This is a genomic window from Legionella dresdenensis (genome assembly GCF_042649825.1).
GTDB lineage: Bacteria > Pseudomonadota > Gammaproteobacteria > Legionellales > Legionellaceae > Legionella_C > Legionella_C dresdenensis.
Map to the genome: position 1 here is coordinate 65,155 of NZ_JBHSAB010000014.1, position 22,754 is coordinate 87,908.

Below are 22,754 nucleotides of genomic sequence, written 5' to 3' on the forward strand. Positions count from 1 at the left end.
TAAACGCGCTATAACCTACGTGCCGCGGCTTGTCCGCGGTATCCATACAAGGAACGTAATGACCAACCTAAACACAAAAAACAATAAAATGTCGATCAAAACCAGAACGCAGGTAATGATTGTTGGCGCGGGCCCTGTAGGTTTAAGCATGGCTATCGGCCTAGCAAGACAGGGAATTGAATGCATTATTGTTGAAAAACATCCCTCTACGACCAATCATCCCAAAGCGCGCGGCATTAACATCCGTACTATGGAAATATTGCGCGCCTGGGGCGTGGAAAAAGCCGTACGGCAATATCAACTGCCCGCAGAAGCTCACCGCTTTATCTGGTTGGAGTCTTTACAAGGAAAGGAATTAACCCGGGTTATTGCCAAACCACAACCTGAAAATATCAGCCCGACAACGATGGCAATGATTTCACAGGATTGGGTTGAACAGGAATTGCTTGAAGCAGCTCGGCAATATCCGCAGATAAGTTGTCATTTCAATACCAAAATGAGCCGTTTTGAAGACAAAGGGCAATCGGTTATTACTCATGTTATCAATCCAGAAAATAAGCAGGAATGCGTCATTGAATCAGATTATTTAATCGCCGCTGATGGAGCGTCGAGCTCCATTCGCCAGGCGCTGAATATCACGATGGAAGGAAAGGATAATTTGGGTAAGTTCTGCAATATTTATTGCGAAATGGATTTATCAAAATACCTTGCTGACCGTCCAAGCGTTGGTTTTATGTTTACCCGCTCTGATATTACAGGCACTTCCATGCTGACCAAAGACGGTCAGCGCAGATGGCTGGTTGGTGTGCGTTTTGATGGCGATGACGGTTTGACAAAAGAGAGTTTTACTGACGAGTTCTGCATTAATTATGTTAAAAAGCTAATTGCTGATGACAGCATCGATGTGAAGCTGATTAACAAGGCATTCTGGACTATGGCCGCCTTAATTGCCAGCGAATACCGCCATAATCGCATCCTGTTAGCAGGCGATGCGGCTCATCGCTTGCCGCCTACAGGCGGCCTGGGAATGAATACCGGTATTCAGGATGCCCATAATCTGGCCTGGAAGCTGGCTGCAGTTATTCACGGTTATGCAGATGAAAAGCTGCTGGATAGCTATTTTAGCGAACGGGCGCCAGTCGCCTTTTCCAATATTCAGTGGAGCACAAAAAACGCCATGCGGTTTAATCGTATTTTCACTGCCATTTATGAACAGGATTATCGAACGCTTACTGAAGCGTTGGAAGAACAAAACGAGCACTTAAATCAAATTGGCCGGGATATTGGCTTTCGTTATGAGCAAGGCGCTTTATTGCCGGAAAACACGCAGGCACCAGAAGAAAATACCGACCGTTACCAGCCATCAACCTATCCTGGAAGCCGCGCACCTCACTATACCCTGCAAAAGGATGGTCAAAATCTGTCTACCCTGGACTTGTTTGACAAGGAGTTTGTTTTACTTTGCAGCGATCAAGACCGCGATTGGCAAGAGGCAGCAGCCGCATTAACAAACTGCCCGCTGACCTGCTATCGCATCGGCCCCAACGGGGAGTTGCAAGACCCGCAAGGCAATTGGCTGGCAATGTATGAAATTGATCAACACGGCGCTGTACTCGTCAGACCAGACGGCCATGTAGCCTGGCGTTCCTGCCAAAAGCCGGTTAATGCTAAAGAGACATTGATTGGGGTTTTTGAGTATTTATTAAAATAATCGCCTTGATTTCGGCGCTGATGTTGGGTCAAAACGACCCAACCTACAGAAAATGTCCTGCACAAAGCGTACAGGACGGCCTGTCCTGCCATTTAATTTTTTCTTAAGTTGAGTTCGTTATAATATGCGAAATAATTTTGTACGCAGAGAGAAATTAAATGCCAAAGAAGACTCGAAGAACCGAAAAATACGTACCAGAATCTTTAAAAAAGGTTTCATTAAGAAAATTACATAGCACCATCCGAAACAACCATAATGCCCGTGTAGCCGGTCAAAAATTATCGATATCCGGTGAAACATTAATCTACTATATTAATTTACTTGGCATTAGTTTTCAGCAAGGGAGTAGTACGCACAATTTAAAATTCGCCAAAATACATCAATTATCAATTGGCGATGCTGAAAAAATTTTTGGCACTGATTTTGACAAGCCCGCTTTCGAATTAATGGGGAAAAGCTATCCAAATCCAGCCAGGCAAGTACAGTCTGAACAGATGTCTGCCATAACATCGCCGGTAGATTTTAACTGGAATTTACCTCCTGCTGCTCCCTTCCTGTTCGAAAGCGCTATAACGATGTTTCCTAAACCTGATTTTTGTATGAGTACGGATTTTAATACTGACGACATATGCGGCGAGCTTGTTATATTTGATGATCCTGCATCACAGCCCGGGCGAAATCGCTGTGCCTTGTTTTCATTATCGAATGGACCCGACACCCCTGCGCCACATAATCTGGAAGAGTCCATTGAAGAGCCAGCCACAGCACGTTTTGATGCCTTATAACTTTCCATTCTTACTCTCTCCAAACTCTCTCGATAGGTTTTGTTGAATAAAAGAGTAAGAACCATTAACATCTCTCCGGTAAGCCCTTTCCTTTAAAGGAAAGGGCTTACCCGCTCTGAACTTGCAAGGCATCAGTGACTAAACGCGCGATTGAAACCTTGATTACGCTTCGCTGCATCAAGGCTACTCAACTAATTTGAGACATGGATTCCCGACTTCACGGGAATGACAGCATTCCTAGAAGATAATTTGTAAATAGTGTTTTTTTATTTTACACTGATAGCTCCTGAAGTTAAGGGGGAATTATAATGAATAAAAAAATTTTACTTATCTGCGCAAGCTTATGGAATGTAGCGCTTTATGCGGTGACGACTGCGTCAGTGACAAGCAGTCATATTAATGATGAAACCAAAGCCTTTCAACAATGCCAGCATTATATTCAGCAACTGGGTAACCGGCACGTACATGGCCACCCAATTGACTGCAAACTAATGAACCATAATGCTCAGGAGTGGCTGTGTATGGAGCAACAACAATTAAAATTGCATGTTCCTGAGCAACAGGCTATGAAGCGTTGTTTTCGTACGGCGCCCGCAGCACGAATTATGCAGCAACAGCATGTTAATACCAGGGGAATTACCGCTAACTCAGCATGTGTCATTGCTTTCAGTACTTTTTCCAAATTCTATCCTGGCGATGACCGCTTGGCATTGTTATCGAAACAATGTTATTCGACTAGAAGAACAGCTCTGGAATGGTTATGTATGAATCATTTTGCAGAAGGCGGAAATTCGTATAATTATGCTGCGGGACAGTGTTTTCCACGTTAACTGTGGGATGTGAAAAAAAGCGTGTTGGGTCGTACCGACCCAACCTACTTTAATCTTAATCGCGTGAACCTACGTATTTATCATCAAAATAACGGCGCAGTTTGGTTCGTAATGTGCCACGGCTAATGCCAAGCATAACTGCTGCACGTGATTGATTGTATTTGCAGTGTTCCATTACCGCACGGAATAAGGGTGTTTCGATCTCTTCAAGAACAAACTGGTAAAGATCAACAGGATCAGCCCCTTTTAGCTCAGCAAAATACTTTTGTACTGCCTGTGTTACACTGGCTGCCAGTGATGCAGTAGTATCGCCAGCTTCATTAATTGTTGCCATTCTTGTTAACTCCTCCTTTAAAAACAAGCATCTTACCCAATTGGACAATTCCTGACAAGTAAACTTTTTTAAAATTTTACTTGTCAGATTCGGTGACAAATATTATGAATTATCGATACCGCGGGCAAGCCGCGGTACGTAGAAAATTAAAATTTAACCATTGCAGGGTTAAACGGTTGACCATTAACTGACAGTTTACCCTGGTCAAGGTTAAGCTCAATCACATAATCACTACCCTGTTGCACAATAAGTCCTGACTGAGTCATTGCAGCCAATTGTGCGCTGGTCATCTGACTTACTTGCGGTGCAGAATCAGGGGTAGCCGCACTGCTGCCATCGGCAGGTGCTTGCTGAGCCTGCTGCGCTTGCTGGGCTGTAATTCGTTGCTGATTGGTTGTATCCAATACTTGTTTAACCACTTCAGCAGGAATCTGTAATTTTCCATTACCGTGAATCTTCTGAAGCATTTCGAATGGATTGGAATTATCGCCTTGTGGTAAGGAAACCAACATATTGCCTTCAATTGTACCTTGCGGCATTTTGAAAGTTAACGTTGATATTTCAAACTCAGCTCCCTTGCTAAACAGTTTGGGAATTTCAGGGATAAGAGCCAGAATCGCCTGCTGTTGTTGCTGCTCGCTGCCCTGTAATTGTTGAGCCTGATTATTGATGCTGATTAATACATCGCCATCCAGATTACGTAATGCCATCTCAACAGAACCGGGTCCATACGTTTTGCCGTGAGCAAAGACTGTGTCCAGACTCATTTGGAAATGGGAATTAAACAAGCCGTTTTCGATATCGCTGCTGGTTTGCATTGCAAGATTATCCAGCTCAAAGACTTTTTGATCTTTGTCGTTGATAACAAGTGACGGGAAGCTCAGGTTAAAATCACCGAGATACATATTATCGGCAACACGATGCATATCGTATTCCGTTGTAATTTCGCCAACCACACCTTTTACGGTGTCTTTGGAAAACTGAATGCCATCAATAAGTGCATCGCCTTTGATCTTGTCCTGGTTTGAAGATACGCTGACATTACTATTAAATCCTAACCATTCAAACTGGCCGTTGCCCTCTTTGGCAATCAGTTTAAATGCCGGTATCGCTGTCTCAATAGTACTGTTATTCAAATAGCTTACGAACAGGCTTAAATCCAGCTCAGGCTTGGTTGAATCAGGGCTAAAATGCTCGCCAAACTGTTGATTGTATTGTGCTGGCAATGCGAGATCGGTGTGAGCATAACCCATACCAAATTTCACGGTATTATTCGCGAAAATTACGGGGCCATGATAAATCGTTAAAGCCATTGGCATTTGATATTCTTGAGCAGGCACAGTCTGTGATTGGCCATTAGCTGTTTTCACAACATGCTCTGGAACCTGAAATTTCCAATCAAGCGTTGCGGTAGAGGTAAACCAGCCTCGTTTATAATCAGTCACATTGACAAAAACGCCTTTTGATTGATTAACTCTGTCCAGGTTTGCTTTCACTGTGCGTTCAGTGGCAATCCCCATTCCATAATAGCTGCCCAGGATCAACGCAGCCAGAATGACTACTAACCCTACAAATTTTTTCATTATTCTCTCCAGTTTAGTCTCATCTTTCCGCACTGGCATACAGAGACAGAAAGATATTGCATTTATTAAAGCATGAGATTGGCAAACTGGCAAAGAATTATAAAAAATTCATAGAGGTAATAGAAAATGGAACCTTGATTACGCTGCGCGGCATCAAGGCTCCATGTCTGTTATTGTGCCTCATTTAATGGCTTGCAGTGAGTTTCTTTAACGGCTAAGGCCAGGATTAAAGCAATCAGTGAGCATAGCGGCAGAAGCTTCAGGCCGGCCTGAAAGTCGCCAAGCAGCAATGATTCGACATTATAGGCCCGTCCCCCCGCAGTCAGGTCAACTAACCAGCCAACTATTGGTTGCAATGACGCGCCGATAAGAATTGAAAGCATATTGGTGAATGCAATTGATGTTCCAATCACATTCCTGGGATGAATTTCGGTTGAAACCGCATAAGCAATACCGACTCCGGTATTGGTCAGGCCAAACATAAAAAATATGCAATACGCTGTCCATGTGCCAAAAGAAGGGTAAAAGACGAAAATACTGGTCAGCAGAACCCCGCAAAGCGCAGAAACGATCATCAATGGCTTACGGTAGCCCATGCGATCAGAAAGCCAGCCAGATAAAGGGCCGCTAATTCCCCAGCCTATAAAAATCAATCCAGTGGCGCAAGCAGCGCTATGAGCTGATAAACCACGGCCAAATTGCAAATAAGCAGGACCGATTGCTTCACCAATTACTGCTGTTGGGCCAAATAGAAAGCCGGCATATAACGCATTTATCCAGGTCTGGCGATGAGAGAGAACAATGCGGAGGCTGCGCAGGATACTGACATGGTTTTCGGTATGGATTTCCCGCCGTTTGCTTCCGGGTTTATCCTGAACAAACTGATATAATAAGCCTGCCAGTGCGATAAACAAAAATGCGATAATCAACATACTGTGCCGCCAGCCAACTTTCGCGACCAGGAAAGATACCGGCGCTTCACCTGCCGCAGCGCCCAACATACCCAGAGCTTGTGTCAAGCCGGCAAGCAAGCCGAGCATGGCTGGCGGGAACCATGACGTAGCCAGACGCAATGAACTGACAAAGGCAAACGCCGCACTGAACCCAATCAGCATCCGGCCTACTGAGGCCATAAGCAAGCCGTCAGCCAGTCCAAAAACGACGCAGCCAAAAGCAGTAACCAGCGACATGACGGTAAGAATTGCCCGAATACTTAAACGATCAACAGTCAGACCGACAGGAATCTGCATAATAATATACGGAACATAAAATGAAGCAGTCAGAATGCCAAAGCCAACTTCATTAATGCCAAAATCGATTTGCAAACTGCGATGCATGACGCCAGGAGCAACACGGGCAAGGTAATCAGAAAAATAGAAGGCAGTAGCCAATCCCCAGACCAACCATGCAAAAGCCAATCGTTGTGTTTTGCTATTTTCGTCATTTTCTGACGTAACGATTTTATTTTTCATAAGTTCACTGCTTATCACTATGCATCTCTCTTTGTATTTAAATAAACATCCCTGGAGCCCCTAAGAAGCACTGCCATTAAGTTAAGGATTCTGTCATTCCCGCGAAGGCGGGAATCCATTTCTCAAGTTGGTTCTTTACCTTGTTTGATGGATGGATCCCCGCCTTCGCGGGGATGACGCATTTTCTTAACTTAATGGCAGTGCCCCTAAGAAGAACCCGGGTGCGTTTACCTGCAAAATCAGAACTTAGCACTTTTCTTTTGAGCTGTATACCTCTAACTGCGGATATTTTAATCATAATTACTCTTGTTTGTTCAAATTTTTCTCAAAAAAGACTTCGCGAAAGATTGTAGCCGGGCAGCGTCCTTGAGTATAATTGCTATTTAACACTGGTATTTATGTATGAATAGTCTTGAACACGCGGTAAAGCAAGCACTTGATTTATCAGGCAGTAATCAGGAGGCAAATAAAGCCTATCTGGAATTTATCAAAGCCAATTTTATTATCCCGGTAGATAAAAATTCTGATCCCGCTGATCCGGAGGTTTTATATTTACACGAGAATGGCCACTATTTCTTACCGGTTTTTACTGAAATGCCGCATCTTGATCAATGGGCGCGCGACATTTCCCAATCTATAGATATTCTGCGTCTTACCGGGGTTGATTTACTCAAAGGGATTGGCGAACAAGTGACGGTTTGCCTTAATATTGGAAGCACCGTTTATAAGGAATTTAATCCGCAGGAATTGGCGCGAATGCGTAGTATGGTGTTAAAGATTTTTAAATAAGGAGTTGGGTCTAAACGACCCAACTTACCATATCATTACAGAACGCTAGCGGTTTTAGATACTAGGCTACCAAATCCAGAACCTGGTACCCCACCACCGCCGTTGCGGCCAGTGCACCGGTAATTTTCAAAAAGGTAGTGAAAAAATTGCCATAGAAGACAGAATGGTAATCACTGTCATTTGCCGCGCCGCTCGCGTCCGCTTCTGCCTCTGACGTTTCCGCCATGGTTTCTTTTCCAGCCAGCGTAAACAGTGGTTCTTCACCATAGAAGCCAGCCCACCAGCCTTCTTGCCATTGATTATATTCACTAGTACCTGCAGAAAAAGGATTCGCTTCTTCATCCAGCTCTGCCACTGCACTCTCATAACCGTCTATGTAACAATCTTCCAAATCAGGGTGTTCAATATTTAAACGTAATTTTAAATGTGATAAAATTTCAGTTGTGTCGTTCATGATCGTATCCTCTTCTAGCGCCTGTAAATGAAATAATTTATGACCCATTTAAGAAGCATCTGACTCGAAAAAGGAGCTGTTTAATACTTCTACAGCTTCCATTTTACGCCTGTGTCAGGGCTTGTGCTTGCCTGAATCAATTTTTTACTATTTCTTGACAAAATAGTTAAAAAGAAAGATTTAAAATCAAAATGAAAACTTTTAGCACTGCTACATGACTTTGCGGGCGGCTTCACCTCGTTCGCAAAGATTTAAATTTGTTCACAGAATCTGATATCTTTGTTTTCATTTGATGATAAAAACTTATTTGCAATTAAGGTGCCAACCTGCGGTGAGTCCATTTGCCGCCCTGTTTGAAGTAGTGGATACGGTCATGCAAGCGGTTATTTCGGCCCTGCCAGAATTCAATTTCATCCGGCAAAATCTGGTAACCGCCCCACGTTTTTGGCCGCACGATTGCTTTTTGGCCATATTCTTTTACCAACTCATTAAATGCCTGTTCCAACGCTACCCGGCTTTCAATCTGACGAGACTGGGGAGAAGCAATTGCACTGATTTGGCTTTCCAGAGGCCGGCTCATAAAATAGGCATCAGATTGCCGGGCGCTGGCTTTCTTTACCCGGCCGCGTATTCTTATCTGGCGAGACATTTCCGGCCAGTAAAAATTTACCGCCGCATAGGGCGTATGACGTAATTGAATTGCTTTGGTACTTTCATAATTGGTATAAAAGACAAAACTTTCATTTTCCATTCCCTTTAACAACACAACCCTGGAATCCGGGAAACCGCGCTCATCAACGGTAGATAGCACCATGGCTGTCGGATCAAATTTATCCACCGCAAGAATCTCTTCGAACCACTGCCTGAATTGCATAAAGGGATCGGCGTCCGCCTGCTCCTCGCTCAATGTTAAGTCGCCATATTCACGTCTGACATCTGCTATGGTGTGCCATTTTGACATTTATTGCTCCCAGATCAGGAAAATATCCGGCAAGTATACTCAAAAACCATTCTGCAGAGCCAGGGAAACCTGTCATTGCAATCCGAGTTACGGCTCTACGTTTGTCCTGTATAAGAAATTCCTGTATAACAGTCAAAAAGTTAATATTTGCTTAATAAAAAGCTTGTATGATTGATTTATATCAGCATGCAGCCGATAGCTTTATATGGGTAGGTTAATCACTATGCTTGGTCAATATATTGAAATATTAAAATCCTTTAAAGAACATCAGATATCTGTTTTCCTGAGAGGAATCCGTGAGAGTGTAACTACCAGTATTATTGATGATTATCTCACCGCCGAGATCAAGCCTTATTTCAATGCATATAATTATGAAATCGGCGTAGAAGGCACCATGGAACCAGGGCCCAAAAAAATTCTTTTTGAACTTAAAGAGGGAAAACTGTTTTATACGATTTATAGACCAGTGGTTGAAGAATCGAAATCAAAAAATAGCACGCCCACCGGAGAACACTCTGTTGCAGAAGAACCAATTCCGGCAAGAACTGATACCGTCCTTACTGATGCAGCAACTGAAACCGATTCGGCCCCCGAAAGCGAAGAATCCGATAATGACGAAAATAATCAGGGTATAGAGCCTGAACAGGAGGAAGCAGATAAGGACGTATTGCAAGTAGAAGAATACACGCTTATCTTGCACTCCGAAACGACCAAATCCGAAATTATACAAATTGTAAATTCCTGCGATCAAGGTGTAATTGAACAGGAAGAATTAGGCTGTACTACGATTGCCCCGTTAACACTAATACAGCTGACGCCTTATACAACAGACATTTTGCGCCTGATTGCCAAACGGGGTCAAATCCCTGACCAGCACGGCCCGTTTAAAAATTTCGAATGCGAACCCAAACAGGTTATTCAAATCAAACAGTTTGTTAATGCACTCTACCACGCCGAATTAACGTTTCAAAAACTTGAAGGCCTTGAATTAAACTCACTGAGCGGTAAATGGCAAAGTGCAAAGAAAATCTGGTCTGAAGTGATTGAGCAAGCCTACACTGCCAGCCATCTGCTCGCTAATCTTGATATTGATTTAATGGCAATATTCAATACTGAAGCAGCAGCCCTGACCCAGTTTTTCAAGGTAATACAGGAAATGGCGATTGAGTATGGGAAGAGCCAGAAAGATCAAACAGCTAAAGACGGTTCGCAATTGAAAAAAGCGCTGGAATTTATCAAGCGATATACCCAAAAAGATAAAAAAGCGTCCGAAACAGTCACTGCTTCAGCCCCGGCAAATGCGCCACAATTAGCAAATGAACCCGCACCGACCCCCACCAACCTGGAACCAGCAAAAAAACTGGAAGATCGATTAAAAGAATATAGCCACCAGGCTGGTACAATAGCCGGAATTACGGTTGATCAAATGCGACCCAGTAGTGGAAATGTCGATTATGATTTTCTTGCCTCTTTCTGTGGTGAGTTAAGTAATTATATTAAGCAGGCTACAGATATTGTAGATGAGTACACCGGACGCAAAAAACAGGATGAAAACTCTCAACAAAGTGCTCTATCCGGCACCCAGGCTAACGAAAATAATACGGCTGGACAACCCAGAGAAAATGAACTGACTGCCGTTCTTGGCGCAGAAAGACAGGAAGAACTGCGCAATGCAGCGCTTAAGCTGTCAGTTGCGCTGAATGAAATAAAAACCATTAATTTTTTTAATTCTTATAAATTCGGTAATTATATCGATATTATCCGCAATACCGTTATTCTATCGACCAGTATCCTGCAACAGACCAATTTTCTGACTGATGCCACGCAGGATGCGGTACGCGCACAACTTGCTGAAATAAAATATAGTCTGCTGCCCCAATTATTTGAAATACTGGACAAAATTGAAGATGAAGCACTATTAAAACCGGGAATGGTTTCTGAACCCATAATGCATCAAATGCGCTCGCTTTATAAGCTATTGATTCATTATACTGGTAAATTTGTCGAGTTTGATAAAAAAGGGATAGAACTTACGACCATTGAGGATAGAAAATTCCTTGATTTGCGTATCGCAAAAATCCGTGAACGCATTGCCCACTACACCATCCGCAAGCACGAATGGAAAGTCAGTCAGAAAGCGCTGAAGCAGTTTGTTGCTCTTATTCTTGAACTTGACGAAGTGGAAAAAGCAATTAAAAGCGAGGACCAGGTCAAACTGCAGCACTATAATCAAAAGGCCTCCCAACACAGTTTAACACTGGAGGCTTATCAGAAATTGCTTTTGCAAAAGATTCAGGAACAGGCACATCACCTTCCCCCCGCCTTGAGAGAAAAGCCGATTCCCAGTATAGAAAATACTCTTGCCAGCGAAATAGCAACTTGCGATTTCCACATTAAGATTGAACAAAACTTAATAAACAATATTTATCAGAATGCAGAACTGTCCATTAACCCGATAAATACCTGTGCCTATTCTTTGGATTTCAATGAAGAAGAAATACTGAAAAAACGCGATCCCGAGAAAGATTTTTGCCAAATTATCACAACCAATGTTCAAATCAACCCCACGCTGAAAGCATCTGCTCTGGTAGTGACTCATGATGAATTAACTTATGAACAAGCATCGGCTTTATTCAGCTGGTATCAAGGCAGAACAGCAACGCTGGCAGAAGCAGAAAAAGTCCTCGCGGCCTTTGTGGGCGAATTGACATCACTCAGCGGCTCCCTTTATCGTGCTGACAATGCTCAAAAAAAACGCCTGCTTGAGCAATATAAAATTATTCAGCCTTATCTGTCAGTGCTGAAAAACCCTGAGCGGGAAGCACTGGATCAAAGGATCAGAGACAATCTTATCCATGAGCCTGGCCAGACCAGGCTGCCTTACCGCACGCAGATAACAGCCAGTGAAGTCCTGTCCTGGATTAATGCTGATATAGCGCCAGCAGACAGGTACAGCCGCCCAACGATAAATCTGGCCCAAACGCTCAAAGTAGCACGACATTTCTCACAACATAGAGAGCGTTTGTTTTCAGCACTAAAAACTAACAAATATATTGCATCAGTGACTCAGCGCCCGTTAATTTCTGAACAAAGTACCGCCATGACTGAATCGCATTACGCAAAATCAATTAAAGAATTCCGTCAGTCCCTGCAAAACCTGACAAATGCGCTAACCCCGCAAATGCAGGCACTTTTAGCAACGGCAGACCAGGGTATACCCTATCCTGAATTGAGTAATAATGCCAAAGCGCTTGAGCAACCGGAACAGGTTATTAATATCAAACGGCTTTTTAATGCCTTATATAATATCGAACAGGCAGTTGATAACTTTGAAGCATTACATAGAGGCCTGATTGCAAACTATTCGCAAACCGGATATGTATGGCGCCTGTTTAATGTTTATGCCAATGTCGATAACCTGATTGACCTGTGTAGAGCGCTATACCAGGATCCTCATAGCAGGTCATTAGTCAGTGATTTAATAGACAAAGCCCTGCGGTTTAAAAATACGGTAGTAGACCAAAGTGAAGCGTATACCGTTGATTCAAGCGAAGTCAGTTCAAGAGCAGGAGCAGTGCAATATTCTGCAATCTGGTATTCACTGCAGGCATTAATGCTGGTGCCAGAGCATATCGCTGCATTAAATGAACAAAAACCAATACCGGAAGAAAAACTGCAGCAAATTCGCGATCGCAGTAAGAAAACGGTTCTGGATATCGAGGATATAATCCGTAAATCTGACTCATCTTTCCTGTTATTGCTTAAATCGCCAAAGATGTACAAACTGTTTCTGGAACTAAAGGCCAAAATCGGCGAATTCAGTACAACGTCTAATAAGGCCGTTAAAGCTCATTTACATGATATCAAAAAGAACCTGTTCACCCGGATTTTGCTGGAAACAGATCGCTGGGAAGAGCAGGTTGGCCTTCAGACAGGACTTTTATCTGACCCAATGAAGTTAATTCTGGATTCAATGTATCAGGGATTGCTTGAGCCGCTTGATTTAAGTTCTGCCATTCATGTGGGTTTAATTACCGACCTGACTCATCTGCACAAGCGTGAAGAAGCCAGTAACATACGTCATAGTGAGGCAAAGCGGGAAAAAGACGAAATTGCTGAAAAAACCGTTATATTAGCCAATTTGGAAGCAGCCATTAACAACTATGATAAAAAACACAACATAAGCCTTTTTGCACCTAGTACCTGGTTTACGACCCAAAACGCCCAGGAACAGGCTGTCAAGCAATTAGTGGAGGCTTATAGCAAAGCGCTCCCGATGTTGGTTGAGCAAAAAAACTTGCTTAATGGGGTAAAAATTGAAACGCCTGATCCAAAGCTCGATGAGACTATCCAAAAACATATTGCTGAAACCCTGCCCGTCCATAACATCAGGCAGCTGGCTACGTTAACAGCAGCAGCTTATCGTGGAAAGGGAAAAACGCAGGATCTCAAATTACAAATAGCGGAGCAAAGGCAAAACTACCTTCAGGAAGCCAAGGGTAAACAGGTTGATCAGAATAAGAAATATGTTATGGATTATGCCAGCCGCTTTTTTGATAAACGCTTGCAGGCAATTACGAGCCGGATTACTGATTTTATCCATGTTAATAATGATTATAGCGATAATCTGTGTGCTTTCCTGCAGGAATGTAAAAATGAAATTATTTGTGATGACCTGGCTTCTTCTCAGGCTGACATCAAAGCAGTGATTAATCAAGCGCTGGACGCAAAGATTAAGTTATTCCAACAGCAGAATATCAAGAAATATGTCCAACTTGAAAATGTTATTGCCGCCCTAGAACAATTTAATGTCTATTTCAGAAAAGCGAAGTCATCTCCTTATGAAAATGAAGAGACACGTGCCATAAAAGCCAATTGTATTCGCCCATTACATGATTTGGCAAAGGATAAATCAATTGATATTAATGCCCGCCTGAATACAATCAAAACCGAAGTCATGTCGATGAGATTCAGAACTGCCCTGTTAGCCAAAAAGTCCTTAAACCGATTTGACGCTTCCTGGCTTTTACGGTGCATCCTGTCTTTATTAAGCGCATTGCATCTCTATACCCCAAGGCATGTTAAATTATTTAATAATCTCAAAGACGCTGTTTCAGATAGTCCAAAATTAAAACCGAATAAGAGTCGTTTTGGGTTCTTTATTGAACAGGAACGGAATTATAATGCCCCACGGGCGCCGCAGCGTGAACGTGAGCAACCAATACCTGCAATGCGAACAGTAACGTAGTACAAATATTTGAGTTATTTTTTCACCAATGTTATAGTTTGCGACCAAATTAAATAATATTTGAGATTTGTGATGACAAAAATAACCCAAAGCTTGTTAGCCGTCTTTATCTGTAGCAGTGTCTATGCGCAAGATGTGGAAGTAACCGGTACGATTACCCGCACTATTCAGGTACCTGCCCAGCAAACGAATAGTACTCTAAAAAATAAAAGCCCTCAAAATAGTACAAAAACTATCAGCTTGTTAAAAGTCAACGTTTCAGAAAAAGCCAAGCAACACTTTATCAACCAGGCCAAAGCAATCAATAGCAATCGCATGCTTCTGAAAAGCAACGCTGTGCGTTATGAATTGCCGGAACAGGTGCAACTGGGTATGAACGATGTGCCAGTCCTTGATCAAGGAGTGCATGGCACTTGTGTTACCTTTGCTGTTACCGCAGCTTACGATGCGTTGTTAAATCAGGGCGATTATCTCAGTCAGGTTTGTCAATTGCAGTTAGGCAACTATCTCCAGACTAATGGTTATGCGCCAAGCGGGTGGGATGGCAGTTTAGGACGTATTGCATTAAATCAGATTGATCAGTTTGGCGTTATCAGCAAAGCAAAACAACGCGAAGCTGGCTGTGCCGGAATGGCTGAATACCCTGTTTATTCTGCTGGCAATAGTGAATCTATGACCCCGGAAGAATATCATCAGTTAAGTGAACAGCTCGATCCCATGACTATCAGCTGGTCATCTATTCTTGATGTAAATGAACTGAGTGATGAAACACTGGATACTGATCTGGTTCTGACCAAAGTCAAGCAATCCCTTGTTCTGGGTGACCGAGTGACTTTTGGCGTCCTGTTGTATGATATTAACCGTGGCCTGGCTGGCGCGGAAGGAAAATACAAAGCCAATAATGACAGTTGGGTTCTGACTCCTGAAATCATGCGTGATCTGTTCTGGGTCTTTTCTTATGACAATATTGGCGCTCATGAGATGGTAATTACCGGTTACGATGACAATGCTGAGGCAGTCGATGAAAAAGGCCGCACTTACAAAGGCTTGTTGACTCTGCGCAATTCCTGGGGCAGTAACCTTGGCGACGCAGGGAATTTCTACATGTCTTATGATTATTTCAGAACCCTGGTGATTGAATCGCAGCGGATTAGAAAGGAATAGTTTTAAGGCTGATCTGAACTGCTATGAAGGAGTGTTGGCTTTACAGCCCAACACTCCGTTTACTAATCTCGAGATTTCATTGGCTATCGTCAATAAATTGTTTAAACTAATCGTTTCCGAAAATGTGTGGAAAGGATTTCATGATGGAATCAGTAACGGATTGGCTTGTCATATTTTACCTGTCAGGGCTGTTGCTTGCCTTGGCTTTTTCAATACGAAGCTATATCAACCTGTTAGGCATGAAAAAACAGTTGAATATTGATATTTTCAAAGTCAGACCGGATTTACTTCGTTATTTGATTTTAAAAACCCTGTTCTGGCCCTATTTTTTAATCACGGAAAAAAGGCTGTCTGACCGTTTTTCGGCCTTGTTTTCCCATCTGCGGCGATAATAAAAATATCAACAATCTTCGAGGAAGGGGATGTTGGGCTGTAAAGCCCAACACACATTTACCAGCCAGTAACTTCAGCGATAGCATCGCCCAGATCAGCAGGTGAACGCACTGTTTTAACGCCTGCAGCTTCCAGAGCAGCGAATTTTTCAGCAGCAGTACCTTTACCGCCGGAAATAATCGCGCCAGCATGCCCCATACGCTTACCTGCAGGCGCAGTTACACCGGCAATGTAAGATACAACAGGCTTTTTAACATGAGCCTTAATATATTCAGCTGCTTCTTCTTCTGCAGAGCCGCCGATTTCACCAACCATAATAATGGCTTCGGTTTGCGGATCTTTTTCGAATAATGCCAGCGCATCGATAAAGTTTGTTCCCGGAATGGGATCCCCGCCGATACCGATACAGGTACTTTGGCCAAAGCCTTTATCAGTGGTTTGCTTTACCGCTTCATATGTCAGTGTTCCTGAACGGGAAACAATACCTACTTTGCCTGGCAGGTGGATAGAACCCGGCATAATACCGATTTTACATTCGCCCGGAGTGATAATACCTGGGCAGTTAGGACCGATTAAACGAGCCTGAGTATTGTTTTCAAGATATACTTTTACTTTCAGCATATCAAGCACAGGCACACCTTCAGTGATGCACACAATCAGCTTGATGCCCGCATCAGCCGCTTCCAGAATGGAATCCATGCAGAAAGGCGCTGGCACGTAGATCACACTGGCATCAGCGCCGGTTTCATCCACCGCTTCCCTTACGGTATTAAACACTGGCAGCCCCACATGGGTTTGACCGCCTTTTCCAGGCGTTACTCCGCCAACCATTTTGGTGCCATAGGCAATCGCCTGTTCAGAATGGAAAGTACCCTGTTTACCAGTAAATCCCTGGCAAATTACTTTTGTATCTTTATTTACTAATACGCTCATTGCTAGCCTCAAATTTGTAATGTGATTAAGCTACTGCCGCCACAATTTTCTTAGCAGCGTCAGTTAAACTTGTTGCTGCAATTACATTCAAATCGCTGTTATTCAGAATCTCAGCGCCTAATTGGGCATTATTGCCTTCCAGGCGAACAACAACTGGAATTTTAACGTCCACTTCCTTCACGGCTGCCAATATACCATCAGCAATCAGGTCGCAACGGACGATACCGCCAAAAATATTCACTAAAATACCTTTGACATGCTCATCAGACAGAATAATCTTGAATGCTTCGCTGACACGCTCTTTAGTTGCGCCGCCACCAACATCCAGGAAGTTTGCCGGTTCGCCGCCGTGTAGCTTGATAACGTCCATCGTTGCCATAGCTAGACCCGCGCCGTTAACCATACAACCAATTTCGCCATCTAACGGAATATAGTTTAACTCCCAGTCAGTCGCACGATTTTCACGCTCGTTTTCCTGTGAGGTATCGCGCATGGCTTTTAATTTAGGCTGGCGATAAAGCGCATTGCCGTCAATATTGATTTTACCGTCCAGACACAGTAATTGCCCCGCCTTGGTAACAACCAACGGATTAATTTCAAGCAGGCTTAAGTCGCACTCCACAAACATTTTGCCAAGTCCCATCATTAATTGGGTAAATTGCTTGATTTGCTCATCCTGCAAACCTAATTTGAAAGCAATTTCCCGGCATTGGTAAGGCATAACGCCAACCAGAGGGTCAACCGCTACTTTAAAAATTTTCTCAGGTGTTTCGTGAGCAACTTTCTCAATCTCAACGCCGCCCTCTGTGGATGCCATAATAACGACACGACGGGTTGCGCGGTCAACAACAGCGCCAAGGTATAATTCACGGCCGATATCGCAGGTTTCTTCAATCAGCAGTGTGTTAACAGGCTGGCCATTAGCATCAGTCTGATAAGTAACCAGGTTGGTACCCAATAATGATTCGGCAACGGCAGCTAACTCTTCATTGCTGGAAACCAGTTTCACCCCACCTGCTTTTCCTCGTCCGCCGGCATGTACCTGGGCTTTGACAACTGAGCGCGGAGTGCCCAGCCTGGAAGCGGCCTCCAGTGCTGCTGCAACGCTATCGGCTGTATACCCGACAGGTACAGGTAAGCCATAACTGGCAAATAATTGCTTGGCTTGATATTCATGTAGATTCATTGTTGCTACCTTTTAAAAAGTAAAACCCGGCAAGGCGGGTTTTGCGGTTAAACGTAATCACTAAATATTTAACAAGAGACGTGCCGGATCTTCCAGCAACTCTTTCACGGTTACCAGAAACTGCACTGATTCTTTACCATCGATTAAGCGGTGATCGTAAGACAGCGCCACGTACATCATTGGTCGAATAACAATCTGTCCATTTTCAACAACCGGCCGATCTTCAATTTTATGCATTCCAAGAATTCCGGTTTGCGGTGGATTGATAATCGGTGTAGCCAGCAGTGAACCAAATACGCCGCCATTGGTGATAGTAAAGGTTCCGCCCTGCATTTCTTCCATTGCCAATTTGCCTTGACGCGCTCGGGTCGCTGAATCATTGATTGATTTCTCAATGTCAGCCAGACTCATTTGATCGGCATCGCGGACAACCGGAACCACCAGACCACGCTCAGTAGATACGGCAATACCGATATCGTAATAACCATGGTACACAATATCCTGACCATCAATAGAAGCATTCACCGCCGGGAATCGTTTCAGCGCCTCAACAATTGCTTTAGTGAAAAAGGACATGAAACCTAACTTCACGCCATGCTTTTTCTCAAAAATATCTTTATATTGCGCTCTTAAATCCATTACTGCTTTCAAGTTAACCTCATTAAACGTTGTTAACATGGCGGCATTATGCTGAGCCTGTACCAGCCGCTCTGCAATTTTTGCCCGCAGACGGGTCATTGGAACTCTGCGCTCTTCGCGTGCACCCATAGCTGGTGCGGCTGCGGTGCTGCGGCTCTCTGTTTTTGCCGGCTTTTCACGGTTAGCAGCAATAAACGCCAACACATCTTCTTTAGTCAGACGACCATCTTTACCACTGCCTTTAATCTGACTTTCCTGCAGATTATTTTCAGCGAGCAGGCGTCGAACAGCTGGACCCGCTGCTTTATCATCATCGGAACCAGCCGCTGCGGGAGCAGACGTTTCTGCTTTGGCTGCGGCAGGCTCTTCTTTAGCAGGAGTGCTTGCAGCGCCTGCTTCAATCTCAGCCAGAACCTGATGTGCCTGAACAGTAGAACCTTCCTGAAAGTGGATTGCTTTTATTACGCCATCAGCAGGTGCCGGTACTTCCAAAACAACTTTATCAGTCTCCAGATCCAGGAGATTTTGATCACGGGTCACCGTATCGCCAACTTTTATGTGCCAGGTGGCGATGGTTGCATCTGCCACTGATTCAGGCAGCGTCGGTACTTTAACTTCAATAGACATGGTTAGTCCTTCTTTTGTTTAATTTGTTAATCAATTAAGGCCTGATTGACCAACGCCTGCTGCTGGGCAGCGTGGAGTATCGGGCTACCGGCTGCCGGAGCTGCGGCAAAACCTCTTCCAGCATAACGTAACGTCTGATCAGCACGCAGACAGCTGATAATATTGTGCTGAGAGGAGAACCAAACGCCCTGGTTTTGCGGTTCTTCCTGGCACCAGACTATATCTTTTGCCTGCGGGAAACGTGCAAGCTCTTTTGCCAGCCGCTGTTTAGGGAACGGGTATAGCTGTTCAATCCGCACAATAGCGACATGTTCAAGGTTATCGTCACGCCGTTTCTGCAACAGATCATAGTAAACTTTTCCACAGCATAACACCACTCTGGTGACTTTTGCCGGATCAATCGCATCAATTTCCGGGATGACGGTATGGAATTTACCATTTGTCAAATCGCTTATCGGCGAAACAGCCAACTTATGGCGTAACAGGCTCTTGGGCGTCATGACAATCAGCGGCTTGCGGAAATTACGCAGCATCTGGCGGCGCAACATGTGGAACATTTGCGCAGGCGTTGTTGGCGTACAAACCTGAATATTACGCTGTGCACAAAGCTGCATATAACGTTCCAGCCGAGCTGAAGAGTGTTCAGGTCCCTGTCCTTCATAACCATGAGGCAGTAACATGACTAACCCGCATAACCGGCCCCATTTCTGCTCGCCTGAGCTGATGAACTGATCAATAACAACTTGTGCACCGTTAGCGAAGTCGCCAAATTGCGCTTCCCAGAGTACGAGCGTTGTCGGATCAGAGGACGCATATCCGTATTCGAATGCCAGCACCGCTTCTTCTGACAGCACTGAGTCAATTACAGCAAAGCTTTTATCCGGATTGGTTATTGTTTTTTCCAGTGGTATAAACACATCGCCATTTTGAGAATCATGCAGTACGGCATGGCGGTGGGCAAAAGTACCACGGCCGCAATCCTGCCCTGATAAACGTACACCATAACCGTCATTTAACAAGCTGGCATAAGCCATAGTTTCAGCATAGCCCCAGTTCATTAACTGTTCGCCGCTCGTCATGCTGGCGCGGTCCGCCAATAATTTTTTAACGACCGGATGCAATTCGAATCCTTCCGGCAAAGTCAATAATTTTTCTGACAGAGCCTTGATCGTTTCGGCGCTGATTGTCGTGTTGGCTTTATCAGTCCATTTACTATTGACATAGGGTGACCAGTCAATTGATATCTTGCCCTCGAAGTTCTCATGCACCACGTTGACTACTGCGTGGCCTTTATCAAGTGTAGCACGGTATTCTTCGACTTTTTGATCAACCTCCTGCTGTGAAATCAAACCTTGCTTCACCAACTGCTCGGCATAAATTTCGCGCAGCGGGCGCATTGATTTGATTTTCTTGTACATCGTCGGTTGAGTTACTGCCGGCTCATCGGCTTCGTTATGGCCATGACGGCGGTAACACACCAAATCAAGAACCACATCGCGCTTGAATTTCATTCGGAAATCGAACGCAATTTGGGTAGCAAAAACAACCGCCTCCGGATCATCGCCATTAACATGAATAACAGGCGCCTGAACCATTTTTGCGACATCAGTGCAGTATAACGTGGAGCGGGCATCCAACGGATTACTGGTGGTAAATCCGATTTGGTTGTTGATAACGATATGGACTGTACCGCCAGTACTGTAACCTCGGGCCTGAGACAGGTTAAATGTCTCCATAACCACGCCCTGGCCGGCAAATGCCGCATCACCGTGGATAACTACCGGTACAACTTTTTCTTTCTTACCCAGATCATGCCGTCTTTCCAGACGTGTGCGCACAGAACCTTCAACTACCGGACCGATAATTTCGAGATGAGACGGGTTGAACGCAAGCGCCAGATGGACGATATTACCGTCATCAGTACGTAAATCAGATGAAAAACCCATGTGATATTTCACATCGCCTGATAATTCAGACTTGATTTTACCTTCAAATTCCTGGAACAGGCGATCCGGTTCTTTACCCAGCACATTGACCAGTACATTCAGACGGCCGCGGTGCGCCATACCAATAATAATTTCCTTCACCCCTTCAGAACCGCCTTTTCTGATGATTTCTTTCATCATCGGAATTAATGCGTCGCCGCCTTCGAGGGAGAAACGTTTTTGGCCAACATAGCGGGTACCCAGATAGCGCTCAAGGCCATCGGCGGCAATCAAAGCGTTTAATATACTTTTTTTGGTAGCTGGATCAAACGAGGCGCGACCGCGTACTGATTCCATCTTTTGCTGTAACCATTCTGTTTCAGCCATATCTGAAATATGCATGTACTCAATACCAATGCTTCCGCAATAGGTATCACGCAAAGCCTGATAGATTTCCTGGAGCGTCATTTCTTTTTTATCAAAATACTTTCCAGCATAGAAACTGCGATTCAGATCAGAATCATGTAATTGATGAGAAGACAGCTCAAGGCTTGGAACCTGAACACGTTCAGCCATCTCTAATGGATCCAGGCGGGCAGCATGGTGGCCATATGAACGATACGCATTAATCAGATTGGCGACCTGATATTGTTTGCTATCTTCTGAGATAATGGTCTGTGCACGTCTGGCATTAGCGTTTTCGAGAAAATAATCCCGAATCTCACGGTGTGCGACTTCCCTGGTTGAGCCATTTTTCGGCAACGCTTCGAATGCAGCTCGCCAGTCAGCAGGAACTGACTCGGGATCAGCCAGAAAATCTTCATACAGGCCATCAACATAAGCCATGCTGCCGCCGGACAAATAGGATGAAGCCCATTCTTTTTGCAGGTCATTACTGCTCATTTCTTGTTTCTCCAAGGAGGGTCACTATCGAAATCCGCGCTCCCTGAATCTCGATAGTAATTTACCACAAAACAGCTACCAGAATATCCCTATCAGGTTTCCTGCTCTAACATTTGCGTACGAATTTCAGCGATTGCTTTCGTTGGGTTTAATCCTTTCGGACAAACATTTGCACAATTCATAATTGTGCGGCAACGGAATACCTTGAATGCATCATTTAAGTTATCCAGCCTTTCCACTGTTGCCGTATCACGGCTATCGGCCAGAAAACGTCTCGCCTGTAATAATCCTGCCGGACCGATGAATTTATCCGGATTCCACCAGAATGAGGGACAGGAACTTGTGCAGCAAGCGCATAAGATGCACTCATACAGCCCATCCAGCTTGGCACGGTCTTCCGGCGATTGCAGCCGCTCCCGTGCCGGTGCAACCTGATTATTCTGCAGATAAGGCTCAACACGCTCATATTGTTGATAAAACTGCGACATATCCACAACCAGATCACGAATAACCGGGAAACCTGGTAAAGGGCGAATCACAATTTTATCGGTTTTTAATTGCGACAAGGATGTCACACAAGCCAAACCATTAGTACCATTAATATTCATGCCATCAGAACCGCAAACCCCTTCGCGGCAAGAGCGGCGGTAAGAAATGGTTTCATCCTGCTCTGCTTTCAATCGCTCAAGCAGAGTCAAAAGCATAGGATCGCTTTTGGCAGGAATAGAAATTTGATAATCCTTCATATAGGGCTTTTGATCCGCCTCAGGATTATAACGATAAATGGACAGGCTCAGAATTCTACTATCAGCCATGG

Annotated in this window: 17 protein-coding genes; 7 read left to right on the forward strand and 10 right to left on the reverse strand. The window is 44.2% G+C overall.

The features are described 5' to 3' along the window. The first annotated feature begins 58 nt into the window (after positions 1-58). The 3 genes from ACFORL_RS07150 to ACFORL_RS07160 all read left to right on the forward strand — a co-directional run bounded on the left by ACFORL_RS07150 (position 59) and on the right by ACFORL_RS07160 (position 3,326). The gene (locus ACFORL_RS07150; protein WP_382342526.1) at positions 59-1,711 is read left to right on the forward strand and encodes an FAD-dependent monooxygenase; all 1,653 of its coding nucleotides are present in this window, start codon (positions 59-61) and stop codon (positions 1,709-1,711) included. Positions 1,712-1,869: 158 nt separating this feature from the next. Further along, on the forward strand, positions 1,870-2,496 hold the full coding sequence (locus ACFORL_RS07155; RefSeq protein WP_382342528.1) for a hypothetical protein: 627 nt from the start codon (positions 1,870-1,872) through the stop codon (positions 2,494-2,496). A gap of 308 nt (positions 2,497-2,804) precedes the next feature. Then, complete coding sequence (locus ACFORL_RS07160; RefSeq protein WP_382342530.1) at positions 2,805-3,326, forward strand: hypothetical protein; 522 nt, start codon at positions 2,805-2,807, stop codon at positions 3,324-3,326. Between the two features lie 55 nt (positions 3,327-3,381). Here ACFORL_RS07160 and ACFORL_RS07165 read toward each other — a convergent pair whose 3' ends face one another. The 3 genes from ACFORL_RS07165 to ACFORL_RS07175 all read right to left on the reverse strand — a co-directional run bounded on the left by ACFORL_RS07165 (position 3,382) and on the right by ACFORL_RS07175 (position 6,715). Further along, on the reverse strand, positions 3,382-3,660 hold the full coding sequence (locus ACFORL_RS07165; RefSeq protein ID WP_382342532.1) for a helix-turn-helix domain-containing protein: 279 nt from the start codon (positions 3,658-3,660) through the stop codon (positions 3,382-3,384). Between the two features lie 146 nt (positions 3,661-3,806). After that, positions 3,807-5,243, reverse strand: coding sequence for a YdgA family protein (locus ACFORL_RS07170; RefSeq protein ID WP_382342534.1), 1,437 nt, complete (start codon positions 5,241-5,243; stop codon positions 3,807-3,809). A gap of 170 nt (positions 5,244-5,413) precedes the next feature. Further along, positions 5,414-6,715, reverse strand: a complete 1,302-nt coding sequence (locus ACFORL_RS07175; RefSeq protein ID WP_382342536.1) for an MFS transporter — start codon at positions 6,713-6,715, stop codon at positions 5,414-5,416. A gap of 402 nt (positions 6,716-7,117) precedes the next feature. On the opposite strand from ACFORL_RS07175, the gene ACFORL_RS07180 reads away from it, so the two are divergent. Beyond that, a complete protein-coding gene (locus ACFORL_RS07180; protein ID WP_382342538.1) occupies positions 7,118-7,504 on the forward strand; it encodes an SseB family protein in 387 nt (128 codons plus the stop codon). A 61-nt stretch (positions 7,505-7,565) separates the two neighbouring features. Here the strand turns inward: ACFORL_RS07180 and ACFORL_RS07185 are convergent, their stop codons facing one another. Further along, positions 7,566-7,958, reverse strand: coding sequence for a transmission trait enhancer LetE (locus ACFORL_RS07185; protein ID WP_382342540.1), 393 nt, complete (start codon positions 7,956-7,958; stop codon positions 7,566-7,568). Positions 7,959-8,271: 313 nt separating this feature from the next. After that, the gene (gene pdxH / locus ACFORL_RS07190) at positions 8,272-8,919 is read right to left on the reverse strand and encodes a pyridoxamine 5'-phosphate oxidase (protein ID WP_382342542.1); all 648 of its coding nucleotides are present in this window, start codon (positions 8,917-8,919) and stop codon (positions 8,272-8,274) included. A 223-nt stretch (positions 8,920-9,142) separates the two neighbouring features. Between pdxH and ACFORL_RS07195 the strand changes: the two genes are divergently transcribed. From ACFORL_RS07195 to ACFORL_RS07205, 3 genes are all read left to right on the forward strand, one after another. Further along, on the forward strand, positions 9,143-14,167 hold the full coding sequence (locus tag ACFORL_RS07195) for a hypothetical protein (RefSeq protein WP_382342544.1): 5,025 nt from the start codon (positions 9,143-9,145) through the stop codon (positions 14,165-14,167). A gap of 72 nt (positions 14,168-14,239) precedes the next feature. Continuing rightward, a complete protein-coding gene (locus tag ACFORL_RS07200) occupies positions 14,240-15,331 on the forward strand; it encodes a peptidase C1 (protein WP_382342546.1) in 1,092 nt (363 codons plus the stop codon). 140 nt (positions 15,332-15,471) lie between these two features. Continuing rightward, positions 15,472-15,723, forward strand: coding sequence for a hypothetical protein (locus ACFORL_RS07205; RefSeq protein WP_382342547.1), 252 nt, complete (start codon positions 15,472-15,474; stop codon positions 15,721-15,723). 58 nt (positions 15,724-15,781) lie between these two features. Here the strand turns inward: ACFORL_RS07205 and sucD are convergent, their stop codons facing one another. The 5 genes from sucD to ACFORL_RS07230 all read right to left on the reverse strand — a co-directional run bounded on the left by sucD (position 15,782) and on the right by ACFORL_RS07230 (position 22,752). After that, positions 15,782-16,657, reverse strand: a complete 876-nt coding sequence (gene sucD, locus ACFORL_RS07210; RefSeq protein ID WP_382342549.1) for a succinate--CoA ligase subunit alpha — start codon at positions 16,655-16,657, stop codon at positions 15,782-15,784. A gap of 25 nt (positions 16,658-16,682) precedes the next feature. Further along, positions 16,683-17,843 (reverse strand): ADP-forming succinate--CoA ligase subunit beta, encoded by a 1,161-nt coding sequence (gene sucC, locus ACFORL_RS07215; RefSeq protein WP_382342551.1) that lies wholly within the window; start codon positions 17,841-17,843, stop codon positions 16,683-16,685. 60 nt (positions 17,844-17,903) lie between these two features. Further along, positions 17,904-19,109 (reverse strand): 2-oxoglutarate dehydrogenase complex dihydrolipoyllysine-residue succinyltransferase, encoded by a 1,206-nt coding sequence (odhB, locus tag ACFORL_RS07220; RefSeq protein ID WP_382342553.1) that lies wholly within the window; start codon positions 19,107-19,109, stop codon positions 17,904-17,906. A gap of 26 nt (positions 19,110-19,135) precedes the next feature. Beyond that, entirely contained in the window at positions 19,136-21,937 is a 2,802-nt protein-coding gene (locus ACFORL_RS07225) for a 2-oxoglutarate dehydrogenase E1 component (RefSeq protein WP_382342555.1), read from the reverse strand. Positions 21,938-22,029: 92 nt separating this feature from the next. Beyond that, positions 22,030-22,752, reverse strand: a complete 723-nt coding sequence (locus ACFORL_RS07230; protein WP_382342557.1) for a succinate dehydrogenase iron-sulfur subunit — start codon at positions 22,750-22,752, stop codon at positions 22,030-22,032. Positions 22,753-22,754 lie beyond the last annotated feature (2 nt).